This is a genomic window from Micromonospora palomenae, from assembly GCF_007829925.1.
Lineage (GTDB): Bacteria > Actinomycetota > Actinomycetes > Mycobacteriales > Micromonosporaceae > Micromonospora > Micromonospora purpureochromogenes.
Window position 1 is genome coordinate 747141 of record NZ_VIXA01000001.1, and the last position, 13153, is coordinate 760293.

10 protein-coding genes are annotated in these 13153 nt (G+C 73.8%); 8 read left to right on the top strand and 2 right to left on the bottom strand.

The genetic code is table 11. The annotated features are described in order from the left end of the window. Positions 1–92: 92 nt before the first annotated feature. From FHX75_RS03415 to fxsT, 3 genes are read left to right on the top strand one after another with little or no spacing between them, the layout of a single operon-like run. On the top strand, positions 93–773 hold the full coding sequence (locus tag FHX75_RS03415) for a TIR-like protein FxsC (RefSeq protein ID WP_154936615.1): 681 nt from the start codon (positions 93–95) through the stop codon (positions 771–773). Continuing rightward, positions 760–1926 (top strand): TIR-like protein FxsC, encoded by a 1167-nt coding sequence (locus tag FHX75_RS03420; protein ID WP_154936616.1) that lies wholly within the window; start codon positions 760–762, stop codon positions 1924–1926. Before FHX75_RS03415 ends, FHX75_RS03420 begins: the two co-directional genes overlap by 14 nt. After that, positions 1923–5837 carry an FxSxx-COOH system tetratricopeptide repeat protein gene (gene fxsT, locus FHX75_RS03425; protein ID WP_154936617.1) on the top strand — a complete coding sequence of 1305 codons (3915 nt, stop codon included), beginning with the start codon at positions 1923–1925 and terminating at the stop codon, positions 5835–5837. Before FHX75_RS03420 ends, fxsT begins: the two co-directional genes overlap by 4 nt. Here the strand turns inward: fxsT and FHX75_RS03430 are convergent. Together FHX75_RS03430 and FHX75_RS03435 are read right to left on the bottom strand one after the other, a co-directional pair. After that, on the bottom strand, positions 5831–6784 hold the full coding sequence (locus FHX75_RS03430; RefSeq protein WP_154936618.1) for an alpha/beta fold hydrolase: 954 nt from the start codon (positions 6782–6784) through the stop codon (positions 5831–5833). The genes fxsT and FHX75_RS03430 overlap by 7 nt on opposite strands. A 232-nt stretch (positions 6785–7016) precedes the next feature. Beyond that, complete coding sequence (locus FHX75_RS03435) at positions 7017–8030, bottom strand: helix-turn-helix domain-containing protein (protein WP_154936619.1); 1014 nt, start codon at positions 8028–8030, stop codon at positions 7017–7019. 211 nt (positions 8031–8241) lie between these two features. On the opposite strand from FHX75_RS03435, the gene FHX75_RS03440 reads away from it, so the two are divergent. From FHX75_RS03440 to FHX75_RS03460, 5 genes are all read left to right on the top strand, one after another. After that, positions 8242–9177, top strand: coding sequence for a diacylglycerol/lipid kinase family protein (locus tag FHX75_RS03440; RefSeq protein WP_154936620.1), 936 nt, complete (start codon positions 8242–8244; stop codon positions 9175–9177). 21 nt (positions 9178–9198) lie between these two features. Beyond that, positions 9199–9864, top strand: coding sequence for a DUF998 domain-containing protein (locus FHX75_RS03445; protein WP_154936621.1), 666 nt, complete (start codon positions 9199–9201; stop codon positions 9862–9864). A gap of 67 nt (positions 9865–9931) precedes the next feature. Then, entirely contained in the window at positions 9932–10705 is a 774-nt protein-coding gene (locus FHX75_RS03450; protein ID WP_154936622.1) for a nucleotidyltransferase family protein, read from the top strand. A 49-nt stretch (positions 10706–10754) separates the two neighbouring features. After that, complete coding sequence (locus FHX75_RS03455; protein WP_211364309.1) at positions 10755–10928, top strand: macro domain-containing protein; 174 nt, start codon at positions 10755–10757, stop codon at positions 10926–10928. A 203-nt stretch (positions 10929–11131) separates the two neighbouring features. Continuing rightward, on the top strand, positions 11132–13147 hold the full coding sequence (locus tag FHX75_RS03460; RefSeq protein WP_154936623.1) for a phage tail sheath family protein: 2016 nt from the start codon (positions 11132–11134) through the stop codon (positions 13145–13147). Positions 13148–13153: the final 6 nt, after the last annotated feature.

The following is a 13153-nucleotide window of genomic DNA, read 5'->3' on the forward strand; positions in this document are numbered from 1 at the left end:
TCGGCCCCGGTGCGGGTGACGGGGACACCCGGTATTGCGTACGCCGATACTGTGGACGGTTCAGGATGTCCCACGTCGGGCGGGAGCGGCACGTGACCGAGGAAGAGTTCCGGGTCGACCCAGGGGCGCCCGTGTTCTTCCTCAGCTACGCCCGGACGAAGAACCGGGTTGCCGCACCCCCGCGGGACACCAACAGCAAGGTGTTCCAACTCTTCGTCGACCTCTCCGACCACGTGGTCGAGCTGCTCGGCCTGCCGCCGGGGCGCCCGGCCGGCTTCATGGACCGGATGATCGACGGCGGCCAGCTCTGGACGGAGGACCTGGCCTTCGCCGCCGGGCACAGCCAGGTCTTCATCCCGCTGATCTCACCGCAGTACCTCAACAGCGCCTGGTGCGCCCGCGAGTGGGACGCCTTCGCCCGCCGCCGGTTCACCCTGCGCCCCGGCGCGGCGGCCACACCGGGGGAGACCCCGATCATCCCGGTCAACTGGTCGGTGGTGGAGCGGCACCGGGTGCCGCCGGTCGTGTCGCAGCGGCAGATGTTCACCCCCACCCGGTTACCCTCGGACATCGCCCCGCAGTACCACGACGAGGGCATCTACGGCCTGCTCAGCCTCGGCAAGAACGGCAAGGACGCCTACGACGCGGTGGTGTGGCGCCTGGCGCAACGGGTCGCCAAGGCGTACCACACGCACTGGGTGCAGGCCCAGGTCCCCGCCGACATGCAGCAGCTCCGCGCGACGTTCGAGGAGGTCGGGCATGACCTGGTCTGACGCTTCCTCGTCCGGCGCCCCGCCGGGCCGGCAGACGTACTTCTTCCTCAGCTACGCCCACTCGGTGCCGCTGTCCGCGTCGGCCCGCCCCGACACCGACTTCTGGGTCAACCGGTTCTTCCAGGACCTCGGCGCCGCCGTGCGACGCGGCGCCCGCCGCACCGGCGAGCTGGACGTGGGGTTCTTCGACGGGCTGGTCAGCCCCGGCGCCGACCTCAAGCAGACGCTCACCGACGCGCTCAGCGTCGCCCACGTCTTCGTGCCGCTCTACTCGCCCAAGTACTTCAGCAACGCCTGGGCGGTCGGCGAGCGGGACTCGTTCCGCAGCCGGCTCACCCGGCTGGCGCCCGGCCGGGCCGCGCGGCACATCCTGCCGGTGCTCTGGCTGCCCCTGTCGCCCTGGGAGGAGCGGCCCGAGACGGCGCAGGCGCTGGAGCTGGTCGGCGACGGCCTTGAGCGGGCCGACTACGCCGAGAACGGGCTGCGGGCGCTGTGCAAGCTCAGCGCCTACCGCCGGCAGTACGAGAGCATCCTGTCCGTGCTCGCCGAACGGATCATCACGGTGGCCGAGAGCGAGCCGCTCGCCCCGTCCCGTGCCGCGACGGTGACCAGCAACCCGGTGACCGACAGTGGGGAGACCGCGCTGGTGGTCACCACGCTCACCCGGCACGACCCGCGCTGGCGGCCGTACGGCGACCAGCACGAGCTGGCCGTCGCCGACTACGTCGCGGCCACCGCCGAGCGGCTGGGCCTGTCCACCCGGGTGGTCGCCTTCGCCGACGCCCGCGTCCAGGCGCCGCAGTGCCCCACCGTCGTGCTGGTGGACGCCGCCATCGGCGCCGAGGCCGCGCGCGACGCGGTCGACGGGCTGCCCCGCTGGGCGGTGCCGCTGGTCATCGCCGCCGACGGTGAGCGTGGCGAGACGACGCCCGAGGCGATCGCCGGTACGTTGCAGGACGCGCACTTTCCGCAGGTGCTGCCGGTGCGGGACATCGCGGAGTTCGAGCGCTGCGCGCCGCAGCTGGTGATCGAAGCCCGTAAGCAGTTCCTCCGACACGGTCCGGTCGATCCGCCCGACGGCCCGGCCGTGCCCCGGCCGAGCCTGCGTCCGGCCGGCGCATCAGACGTAGGGCGAGGGAAGGAAGACCGATGACGCGACCGCGCGATGGCCAGGTCGTCACCTTCTACTCATACAAGGGTGGCACCGGCCGCACGATGGCGCTGGCCAACACGGCCTGGATCCTGGCCGCGAACGGGCAGCGGGTGCTCGTCGCCGACTGGGACCTGGAATCCCCCGGCCTGCACCGGTTTTACGCGCCGTTCCTCGACCCCGAGCAGGTCGCCTCCACCGGCGGGGTGATGGACCTGATCCTGGAGTACGAGTGGGAGAACGCCCGGCGGCGCGCCGAGTCCGACGCCGCCGCCCGCCCCGGTGACTGGCACCGCCAGTTCGCCCGGGTGCACAAGTACGCCTTCTCGGTGAACTGGGAGTTCCCCGGCGGCGGCAGCCTCGACCTGCTGCTCGCCGGCCGGCACAACCCCGACTACGCCACCAGCGTCACCGGCCTGAACTGGGACAACTTCTACAACCGCCTCGGCGGCGCGCAGTTCTTCGACGCCCTGCGCGAGGACATGAAGCGGCACTACGACTACACGCTGATCGACAGCCGCACCGGCATCAGCGACGTCGCCGAGATCTGCACCATTCACCTGCCGGACGTGCTGGTGGACTGCTTCACCCTCAGCGACCAGGGCATCGACGGCGCCTCGGCGGTCGCCCGCCGGGTCCGGGGCTACGAGGGACGCCGCGCGCGGCGCGTGCTGCCGGTGCCGATGCGGGTCGACGACGGGGAGAAGGGCAAGCGGGACGCCGGCCGGACGCTGGCGATGCAGCGCTTCGCCGGCCTGCCCAGCGGCATGACCGACGCCGAACGCCAGGAGTACTGGCTGACCGTCGAGGTGCCCTACCGGGCGTACTACGCCTACGAGGAGACGCTGGCGACCTTCGGCGACGAGCCGGGCGGCCGGACCACCCTGCTGTCCGCGTACGAGACGTTGACCAGCCACATCACCAACGGCCGGATCGGCTCGCTGCCCCGGCTCGACGAGGCGCTGCGCCGGCAGACCGTCCAGCGTTTCGAGCGCAAGCCGGCCGTGCCCGACGAGCTGATCGTGCTGCGGCACGCCGCCGAGGACCAGGCCTGGGCGGAGTGGGTGCAGGCGGTGCTCACCGGCGCGGACCTGCGGGTGCTGACCGTCGCGCCGGGCGCCGTCGCGCCGGTGAAGGCCGACACCGCCTCGCGCGAGCTGCGGCTGGTCTCCCGGGCGTACGTCGCCGCGCGGGACCGGCTCGGCCCGGACGTCGTCGGGCGCGGCGGCGCCACCCTGGCCGTGCACCTCGACGACACCCCGCCCGCCCCGGACGTCCCCGTCGGCAGCTGGACCTCGGTGCACAACCGGAGCGTCGAGGCCGCCACCGAGCAACTGCTCAAGCTTGTCGGGCGGCCCACCGGCGACGGCGGGCGGGGCCTGGCGGGTGCCCGCTTCCCGGCCGTCGGGGCGGAGGTGTTCAACCCGCCCGGCCGCAACGTCCGCTTCACCGGCCGCGAGCAGCTGCTGCGCCGGCTGCGCGAGGAGCTGAAGGCCGGCGGTAACGAGCGCACCCCGGTGGCGCTGCTCGGCGGCGCCGGCATCGGCAAGACCCAGCTGGCCATCGAGTACGCGCACCGCTTCCGCGGCGCGTACGACATCGTCTGGTGGATCGACGCGGACCCGCCGCAGTTCGTCGACGTGCAGGTGTCCGACCTCGGCCGCGAACTCGGCCTGCCGGAGCTGCCGACCATCCCGGAGAAGACCCGGGCCGTGCGGCAGTGGCTCAGCCGCGCGGAGCGCCACGAGGACGGCGGCCAGCCACCCCGATGGCTGCTGGTGTTCGACAACGCCGACCAGTACGAGCACGTCAAGGACTTCCTGCCGCAGGGCAACGGGCACGTCCTGGTCACCACCCGCAACCCGGACTGGGGGGACCTGGCCCGGGCCGTGGACGTGGAGGCGTTCCAGCGGACGGAGAGCGTGTCGCACCTGCGCGCCCGCATCGGCGAGCAGCTGATGAGCGTCGCCGAGGCCGAGCAGGTCGCCGAGGCGGTGGAGAACATCCCGATCCTGGTCGCGATGGCCGGCGCCTGGCTGGCCGACACCGGCACCCCGGTGGGCGACTACCTGGCCGGGCTGGAGCGCACCGGCCCGGAGACCGACGTGTGGGGCCACTCCCTGCAGCGGCTCAAGGAGCAGTCCGCCGGCGCGTACCGGCTGCTGCAGCTCTCCTCGGTGCTGGCGCCGGAGATATCCCTGGACCTGCTCTACGGCGATCAGGTGGCCCGGGTCATCGCGCCGCACGACCCGGTGGTGGCGGCCCGGGTCGCCGACCGGGTGTCCGAGCGGGACATCGCGGCGGCCCTGGTGCAGCGGATCAACCGGCTCGCGTTGATCAAGGTGGACCTGCACGCCCAGCGGGTGCAGGTGCACCGCCTGCTCCAGGCCGCGCTGCGGGTCCGCATGTCCGACACCGAGCTGAACGAGATCAAGCACGACGTGCACCGGATCCTCGCCGGGTCGCGCCCGTCGGGCGAGGTGGAGGACCCGGCCGTGCAGGACCGGTTCCGCATTCTCTGGCCGCACCTGGACGGCTCCGACGCCGTCTCCTGCCAGGACGACAACGTCCGCCAGCTGGTGATCGACCGGATCCGGTACATCTACCTCAACGGCGGCTTCGAGCAGGGCGAGCAGTACGCGCGGCAGGCCGACAAGACCTGGTCGACGCGGCTGGAGGAGCTGTCCCCGGACTCGCCGCCGCACCGGGCGCTGCGGGTGCAGCTGCTGCACCTGCGGTTCAACTGGGCGAACCTGCTGCGCGGCCTGGGCCGGTTCGAGGAGGCCCGCCAGCTCGACGAGGACACCCTGCGCCAGCAGGAGGAGCTGATCGGCGCCAGCCACCCGTACACGCTGATGACGGCCGGCAGCTACGCCGGCGACCTGCGCGCCCTCGGCCGCTACCGGGAGGCGCTGGAGCGGGACCTGCGCACCTACTCCGCCTCGGTGGAGGTGTTCGGCGAGGACAACCGCCGCACCCTGGTCGCCGCCAACAACCTGGCCGCCTCCTACCAGCTGATGGGCCAGTTCGCCCGGTCCCGGGAGCTGGACGAGAGCACCTACCGCCGGCTGCGGCTGGTGCTGGGCGCCGAGCACCCGCGGACCCTCTTCTCCGCCAGCAACCTGGCCCGGGACCTGCGCGAGGTCGGCGAGTACGAGCGGTCGGTGTCGCTGCTGCGGGGCGTGGTGGAGGGCTACCGCCGGCTCTTCGGCGAGCACTCCCGCGACGCGCTCGTCGCCCAGGCCAACCTCGCCGTCTCGCTGCGCAGCACCGGGGAGATCGACGAGGCGGCCGAGCTGCTCGACGTCGCCTACGAGCGGCTGCGGACCAGCTTCGGCCCGACCAGCCCGGACACCCTGTTCAGCTGGCTGAGCCGCACGGCGAACATGATGCTGCAGGGGCAGGGCGCCCGGGCCCGGGCCGAGCTGGCCGAGGTCGGGCAGATGTTCGCCCAGGTGTTCGGCGCCGAGCACCCGTACGCGCTGGTCTGCCGCAACAACCTCGCGGTGGCGACCTGGGACGCGGGGGAGCACGCCACGGCCCGCACGCTCGCCGAGTCCGCGGCCGAGGCGCTGCGCGCGGCGCTGGAGGAGCGGCACCCGTTCGCGATGGCGGCGGCGAACAACGCCGCGGTCTTCGACATCTACTCCGGCGAGCTGGAGGAGGGCCGGGCGCGGCTGCGGACCGTCGTGGAGCGGATGGTCGAGGTGCTCGGCCCCGAACACCCCGACACCCTGCGCGGCCTGGGCAACCTGGAGGTCGTCCACCAGATGGCCTCGGGCGGGCTGGTGAGCATCGGCCGGACCCGGATCGCCGACCGGCTGGCCGACCGGATCGGTCAGCGGCATCCGAGCGTGGTGGTGCTGCGCGACGGCCGGCTGGTGCGCCGGGTCGTCGACCCGCACCCCTACTGATCGGGCCGGCTGCCGATCAGCACGTCCCGGCCCACCGGCGCGCCGACGTCGGTGAGCCAGCGCAGCATGCGCGGCAGCTCCTCGACGGCGTCGAAGTGCGCCGCGCCGGGCTGGACCTCCACCTCGGCGCCCGGAATCTGACCGGCCAGCCACCGTGCGTGGCTGGCCGGGGCGAAGGTGTCTTCCGCGCCGTGCCACAGCCGCACCGGGGTCACCGCCGTGTCGATCGCCCCGAGGTCGAACTTCCAGCTCCGCCGCAGCGCCAGCACGTCGTCGATCCACCCGTACGGGCCGGCGCGCAGCGCCTCCTCGTAGGTGTCGGTGATGAGCCGGCGCAGCGCCGCGTCGTTGACCGCCCGCCGGTCCGCCGCGCTCATCTCCACCATCAGCTCCTCCAGCAGGAACCGTGGATCCTCGATCGCCCGCGCGGCGCGGCGCCGGATCTGCTCGATCACCGAGGCGGTGTCGCGGTTGCCGTCGCCGCCGAAGCCGCGCACGTTGTCGCTGTTCATCCCGGCGAACCAGTCGAGCTGGGTGGCGTCGGACGGGGCGAAGCTGACCAGCACCGCGACTCGGGTCACCCGGCCGCGTAACGCGCCGTCGGCGGCGCAGGCCAGCGCGTGCGGGCCGCCGCCGGAACGGCCGGCGACGGCGAAGTGCTCCAGGCCGAGCTGGTCGGCGATCGCCTCGACGTCGCGGGCGGCGTCGGCGACGTCGCGGCCCTCCCGCCGGTCGGAGTCGCCGTACCCGGGACGGTCGTGCGCGATGAGCCGGACGCCGAGCCGGTAGAGAACGATGCCGCGTGGCTTGGGGCCACGGCGGCTGCCGGGGGTACCGTGGAGCAGGAAGACCGGAAACCCGTCGGGCGCGCCGGTGACCTCGTACGCCACGCGCTTGTTGTCCGCGCGGTGGGCGAATTCGGCCCCTGGCTCGCCATCTCGGGTCACTCCAGCCTGCCTTCCGGTGCTGCGTTCAGCCAACGTGCGTAACCCGGCGGGTGAGGAAGCTGATCCGGCTGCGACAACCCCACTCAGCAGTCGAGCCTAACGGTCGGGCCGGTCGCGTCGCTACGGAGAGCATCGACAAGGGGCCGGATCTGTCGGAAACGACACCTGTCCGGTCCCTTATCCTGCAACTTCCGCCCGACGCCCTGACCGGCCGTTACGGGTGCCCGGCGGGTCACCGGTCGGCACCCGGGCGGCCCGCGCCGCACGCCTGCGGCCACGCGTCGGTGGCCCACCCGCCGGCCGTGTCCGGGTCGGCGCCGGCGGCGCTCGGGTCGCCGTAGCGCCAGTGCAGCCGGTACTGGGCGCGCAGCCGGGGCCGGGGCACCTGCCACTCGTACGCGACGACGCCCTCCCGTTTCTGGCGGCGCGGGACCACGTCGGCGGTCGTCTCGGAGGTGAACGACGTCTCGCTGCCCCAGACCGTGGGACGTGCGGCGGCGGGCAGGTCCAGCCGGATGGCGAGGCGGCGGGTGGGCAGCCGGATGTCGCGCTGCAACCAGTCGCCGAACTTCCACGCCGGCACCCGGTAGGCGTAGGCGAGCACGGTGCGCTGCCCGGGGTAGAGCGGCACGGGCGCGCCGCCGGTGTCGAACATCAGGGCGATCTTCAGGAAGGCGTCCCGGCTGCGGGTCACCCGCCAGCGCATCGGTTCGGGGCGGTCGGCGCCGATGGTGGCGGTGAAGTCGACCTCGTCCAGGGTGAGCGGATGGCGGCTGTGGAAGTCCGTGGAGCGGGCCGGGTCGTCGGGGAACCGGTCGATGTCGATCTGCACGGTGTGCCGGGTGATCGGCTCGGTGCCGACGCTGTGCAGGACGCGCCGGAACCGGCACTCGTACCAGCCGTCGACGAGGGAGAGGCTGGCCTGCTCGTCGTCGATCACCAGGTGCGGCCCGGCGGGCGGCGGCACGGCGGTGGGGCCCAGGGCGGGCAGCCGGTCGTCGCCGCGCGCGCCGGCGAACTCGACGTACCGCTGCCAGATCCGGTTGCCGCTGTCGAGCACCAGTTCGACGCGGCGGGCGAACTCCTCGGTCGGCTGGTGTCGGCCGTTCTCGATGTGGCTGACGTACGAGGGGTCGAAGCCGGTCCGCTCCGCCAGTTCCTTCTTGGACAGTCGGCGCTGGTGTCGCCAGTGTGTGAGCTCCCGTACGAAAGCCGCGGCAGCATCGTCCTGTATGGAGCCGTCCATGCCCCCGTCCCTGGGTGTCGGGCCTCAAGTGTGTCCCAGGTGTTGCGGCCACGCCAGCGGTGATTCGCCGACCGGCAGCAGGTCTTGCCGGCCGGCGTCGAAACTGTGAACGGGGCGTTACCGAGCGACCAACATCGCCCCCGCGCGACCGTCGGCCACCGGCTCGTGCGCGACGCGTGGGACTCCGGCCGCCTGGGTATCACCTCCGGTCATGAGCACGCGCAGCACGGCCACCGACGAGCGCCCCGCGACCAGCGCGAACGTGGGCACGGTCGCGGTCGTCGCCCACCGGAAGAAGACCCTCGGCGGCGGCCTCGACGAACTGCGCGCGACCCTCGTCGCCGCCGGGGTGCAGGACCTGCTCTGGTACGAGGTGCCCAAGAGCCGCAAGGCGCCCAAGAAGGCCCGGAAGGCGCTGAAGAAGGGCGCCGAGCTGGTCTTCGTCTGGGGCGGCGACGGCATGGTGCAGCGCTGCGCCGACGCCCTCGCCGGATCGGACGCCGCCATGGCGATCCTGCCCGCCGGCACCGCCAACCTCTTCGCCGCCAACCTCGGCATTCCCAGCGACCTCGCCGAGGCGGTCCGGGTCGGCCTGCACGGTCACCGCCGCCGGCTGGACCTGGGCCGGCTCAACGGCGAGCACTTCGCGGTGATGGCCGGCGCCGGCTTCGACGGGGACCTGATCCGGGAGGCCGACCGCACCCTCAAGGGCCGACTCGGCCGGGCCGCGTACCTGTGGACCGGCCTGCGCCACGTCCGGGGCGAGCTGGTGCGCACCCGGATCCGGGTAGACGGGTCCGACTGGTTCGACGGCGAGGCGAGCTGCGTGCTCTTCGGCAACGTCGGCACGATCACCGGGGGAGTACCCGCCTTCGACGACGCCCGCCCCGACGACGGCGCCCTGGAGATCGGTGTCTCCACGGCCAGCGGCGCGATCGACTGGGCGCGCACCCTGGGCCGGATGGCCGCCGGCCGCTCCGAGGACTCGCCGTTCGTCCGGATCACCCGCGGTCGCCGGATCAAGGTCCGCTTCGCGGTGCCGAAGACGTACGAGCTGGACGGCGGCGCGCGGGGCGAGACGACCCGGCTGAAGGTCAGGGTGGTGCCGGGGGCGTTGACGGTGTGCTGCCCCGCGACGGACAGTTGACGGCGACCCGGGGGAGGGGCGATGGGCCCGGCACAGGACGTCCTGACCGTCCGTCGGCTGCGCCTGGGCATCGGCGTCGTCGGCATCGCGATGCCGATCGTGCTGACCGCCGGCAACGCCCTGTTCGCCGGCCGGTTGACGCTGCTCGAGTCGATCAGCGGGGCGTACCACACGGCCATGCGGGACGTCTTCGTCGGCAGCATGTGCGCCATCGGCGTCTTCCTCGTCTGCTACCGCTACCGACCCCTCGACGACGTGCTGAGCAGCGTCGCCGGCGCGCTGTCGGTCACCGTCGCGCTCTTCCCCACCGCCGCCGGCGCCCGGGACGACCCGGTCAGCGCCAGCGACGTTCTGGTCGGCCGGGTGCACCAGGTCTGCGCCGCCGCGCTGTTCCTGCTGCTGGCCGGCTTCTGCCTGTTCCTGTTCACCCGGACCGACCCGGCCGCCGGCCCGGTCACCCCGGAGAAGCTGGTCCGCAACCGCGTCTACCGGGTCTGCGGCACGATCATCGTCGTGGCGGTGGCGCTCGCGCCGGCGAGCACCCTGCTGCCGGAGACGGTGCAGGAGGCGGTGAAGCCGGTCTTCTGGTGCGAGACCGTCGCCGTGCTGGCCTTCGGCGTCGCGTGGCTGGTCAAGGGCGAGGCGATCATCCGGGACGGGAGCGGCTGGGGCGCGGACCCGAGCTGAGCGGTCCGCCGTGCCCGTCGGGGGGTGGCATGCGGCCCGGCGACCGGGCCGAGGCAGGATGGCGGCCATGGACCCGACCGTACGGCGCTATCTCGACGACCTGGTCGACGCGGCCCGCGACGTCCTCGACGACGACCTCGTGGGGGCGTACGCGGCCGGCTCGGTGGGCATGGGCGCGTACCAGCCGGGCCGCAGCGACGTGGACGTGGCGCTGGTCGTCGCCGGACCGCTGGACGCCCGACGCAAGCGCGACCTGGTGGCCCGGCTGCGGCACGAGGCGCTGCCCTGCCCGGCGCGCGGCCTGGAACTGGTCGCCTACACCCGCGCGGTCGCCGGCTCCGGCACCCCCGAACCGGGTTTCGAGGTCGAGCTGAACACCGGCACGCAGATGCCGTTCCGCGCCACCTGGGACCCGGCCGAGCGGCCCGCCGCCGACGGCCGCTTCTGGTACGGCCTGGACCGCGACATCCTGCACGAGCACGGGTACGCCCTGCTCGGCCCGCCCGCCGCCGACGTCTTCGCCGCCCTGGCCCCGGCCGACCTGCGCCGGCTGCTCGTCGAGGCGCTGCGCTGGTGGCTCGCCCTGCCCACCCCCGCCGACGACGCGCCCGCCCCGGGCGCCGAGGACGCGGTGCTCGGCGCCTGCCGGTCGCTGGTGAAGGCCCGGGACGGGGTGTGGCTGTCGAAGGTCGCCGCCGGCAGCCGGCTGGCCGACGCCGGCTACGAGAGCGAGCTGATCGGGCGCTGCGTCGCCGCGCGCGCCGGTGGCGTCCCGCCCAGCGGCGCCGAGGCCCGGGCCTTCCAGCGGCGGGTGCTGGCGGAGATCGCCGCCGGGGGCTGACCCGGCGGGAAGACGGGCTGTCGGTGGTCCGCCGATCCGCTACGACGCGGTGCGGCGCTGCCTGACCGCCCTCGGCGACGAGGTCCAGGCGCTGGGGGCGTCGGTGCACCTGCCGCGCATCGGCTGCGGGCTGGCCGGCGGCACCTGGAGCCGGGTCGAGCCGCTGGTCATCGGCGCCCTCTGCGCGCGCGACATCGCGGTGACCGTCTACGACCACGGGTAGCGCGACGCCGGCGCATCACCCGGCGGTGCCGGGGCGCGCGGCGATCGGCGTCCGACGCCGGCCGGTGTGGTCGGTGGGGAGTGACCGGACGGACACCGCGTGTCGGGTACGCGTCTCGGCGCAGTCGGTTCCGCGCTAGAGCGGCCCGGCCCGGGGGGCGGAGGGTGTGACCAGCCCACCCCGCACTCCGAGACGAGGTAGTCATGCCCGTGACTCCGAGCTACCCCGGCGTCTACATCGAGGAAGTCCCGAGCGGCGTCCGTCCCGTGATCGGTGTGGCGACCGGCGTGACCGCGTTCGTGGGATACGTCCGCACCGGGCCGGAGAACCGCGCCGTCCGGGTGAACAGCTTCGGCGAGTTCGAGCGCCGCTTCGGCGGGGTGGACCGGGACTCCGAGCTGAGCCTGGCCGTGCAGCAGTTCTTCCGCAACGGCGGCTCGGCCGCCCTGGTCGTCCGGGTGCCGAAGAGCGACGCCCGGGCGGCGTCGGTGACGCTGCTGGACAAGGTCGGCACCGGCCCGAAGTCGGCGCTCGTGCTGGAAGCCGCCAGCACCGGCCAGTGGGGCAGCAACCTGCTGGTCGACGTCGACCACGACGACGCCGCCGAGCCGAAAATCTTCAACCTCAGCGTGCGCGACGGGTCCACCGGTGTCACCGAGCGGTTCACCGGCCTCTCCGTCGACCCGACCAGCGCCGCCTACGCCGTCACCCTGCTCAACGATCCCGACCGCGGCTCCTCCCTGGTGCGGGCCCGCCCCGGCGCGAGCGGCGCCGGTCGGCCGGTCCCCAGCGGCACGGTCGGGGCCGCGATCGGCACCCCCACCGTCGACGCCGGCAAGAACTACCGGCTCACCGTCCAGCCCGACCGGCCCACCAAGCCGGACCCGGCCGACGCCACCAAGACGGTGCCCGCCGTGGCGGCGGTGACGGTGACGGTGCTGGAGAAGGGCGAGCGGCTGCCGTCCTCGCCCGCCGGGGTGGCCGCCCTGGTCCAGCGCAAGGTCAACGCCGCGCTCGGCGCCGCCGACGGGGCCGCCGGCCTGCGGGTCCGGGTCGTGCCCACCGCCGCCGGCGGGGTACGCCTCCTCGGCGACGTCGACCCGCTGGTCGCCCCGGCCGCCGTGGACGCCGCGTTCACCGTCGGCGGGGTGACCGCCTCCGGCGACGTCGCCGACGGCGCCGCCCTGCTCGGCCTGGGCGGGGCGACGGCCAACGTGGGCCGGTACACGCCGGTCGGTGCGAAGCGGCTCGGCCAGGGTGACCTGGTCACCGGCGCCGACGGCAGCACGCTGCCCGGCACCGGGGCGCTGGTCGGTTCCGAGGCCGCCTACTCGGGCCTCTACGCCCTGCTGAAGACCGACCTGTTCAACCTGCTCTGCATCCCCGACGCCACCCGGGCCCGGGCCGGCGACCCGAGTAGCGTCGACAGTGGAGTGGACCCGGAGGCGATCTGGTCCGCGGCGTACGAGCTGTGCGAGCGGCGCCGGGCGATGCTGCTGGTCGACCCGCCACCCGGGGTGGACGACCCGGACCGCGCCCTGGACTGGATCAACCAGCTCGGGGTCAAGGGGCCGAACGCGGTCGCGCACTTCCCCCGGCTGCGGATCCCCGACCCCTCCGACGGTTTCCAGCCGCGCACCGTGGCGCCCGGCGGCACCCTCGCCGGCCTGTACGCCCGCCAGGACGCCGAGCGGGGCGTGTGGAAGGCCCCGGCCGGCACCGAGGCACAGCTGCGCGGCGTGACCACCCTGGCGTACCCGCTGACCGACGCCGAGAACGGCGTGCTCAACCCGCTCGGGCTCAACTGCCTGCGCACCTTCCCGGTGGTCGGCACGGTCAACTGGGGCGCCCGGACGACGGCCGGCGCGGACGTGCTGGCCAGTCAGTGGAAGTACACCCCGGTCCGCCGGCTGGCGCTCTACATCGAGGAGAGCGTGTTCCGGGGCACCCAGTGGGCCGTCTTCGAGCCGAACGACGAGCCGCTCTGGTCGCAGCTGCGGCTCAACCTGACGTCGTTCATGCAGGACCTGTTCCGCAAGGGCGCGTTCGCCGGGCGGACCCCGCGCGAGGCGTACCTGGTGCGCTGCGACGCGGAGACGACCACCAGCGACGACCGGGACCGCGGCGTGGTGAACGTGGTCGTCGGGTTCGCCCCGCTCAAACCCGCCGAGTTCGTGATCATCCGGATCCAGCAGCTCGCCGGCCAGAACCCGTCCTGAGAGGTG

What these genes read in the sequence shown, in the direction of transcription:
- FHX75_RS03420 (WP_154936616.1), top strand. Translation starts at nt 760, where the DNA reads ATGACCTGGTCTGACGCTTCCTCGTCCGGCGCCCCGCCGGGCCGGCAG.
- fxsT (WP_154936617.1), top strand. Translation starts at nt 1,923, where the DNA reads ATGACGCGACCGCGCGATGGCCAGGTCGTCACCTTCTACTCATACAAG.
- FHX75_RS03435 (WP_154936619.1), bottom strand. Translation starts at nt 8,030, where the DNA reads ATGGACGGCTCCATACAGGACGATGCTGCCGCGGCTTTCGTACGGGAG.
- FHX75_RS03440 (WP_154936620.1), top strand. Translation starts at nt 8,242, where the DNA reads ATGAGCACGCGCAGCACGGCCACCGACGAGCGCCCCGCGACCAGCGCG.
- FHX75_RS03445 (WP_154936621.1), top strand. Translation starts at nt 9,199, where the DNA reads ATGGGCCCGGCACAGGACGTCCTGACCGTCCGTCGGCTGCGCCTGGGC.
- FHX75_RS03450 (WP_154936622.1), top strand. Translation starts at nt 9,932, where the DNA reads ATGGACCCGACCGTACGGCGCTATCTCGACGACCTGGTCGACGCGGCC.
- FHX75_RS03460 (WP_154936623.1), top strand. Translation starts at nt 11,132, where the DNA reads ATGCCCGTGACTCCGAGCTACCCCGGCGTCTACATCGAGGAAGTCCCG.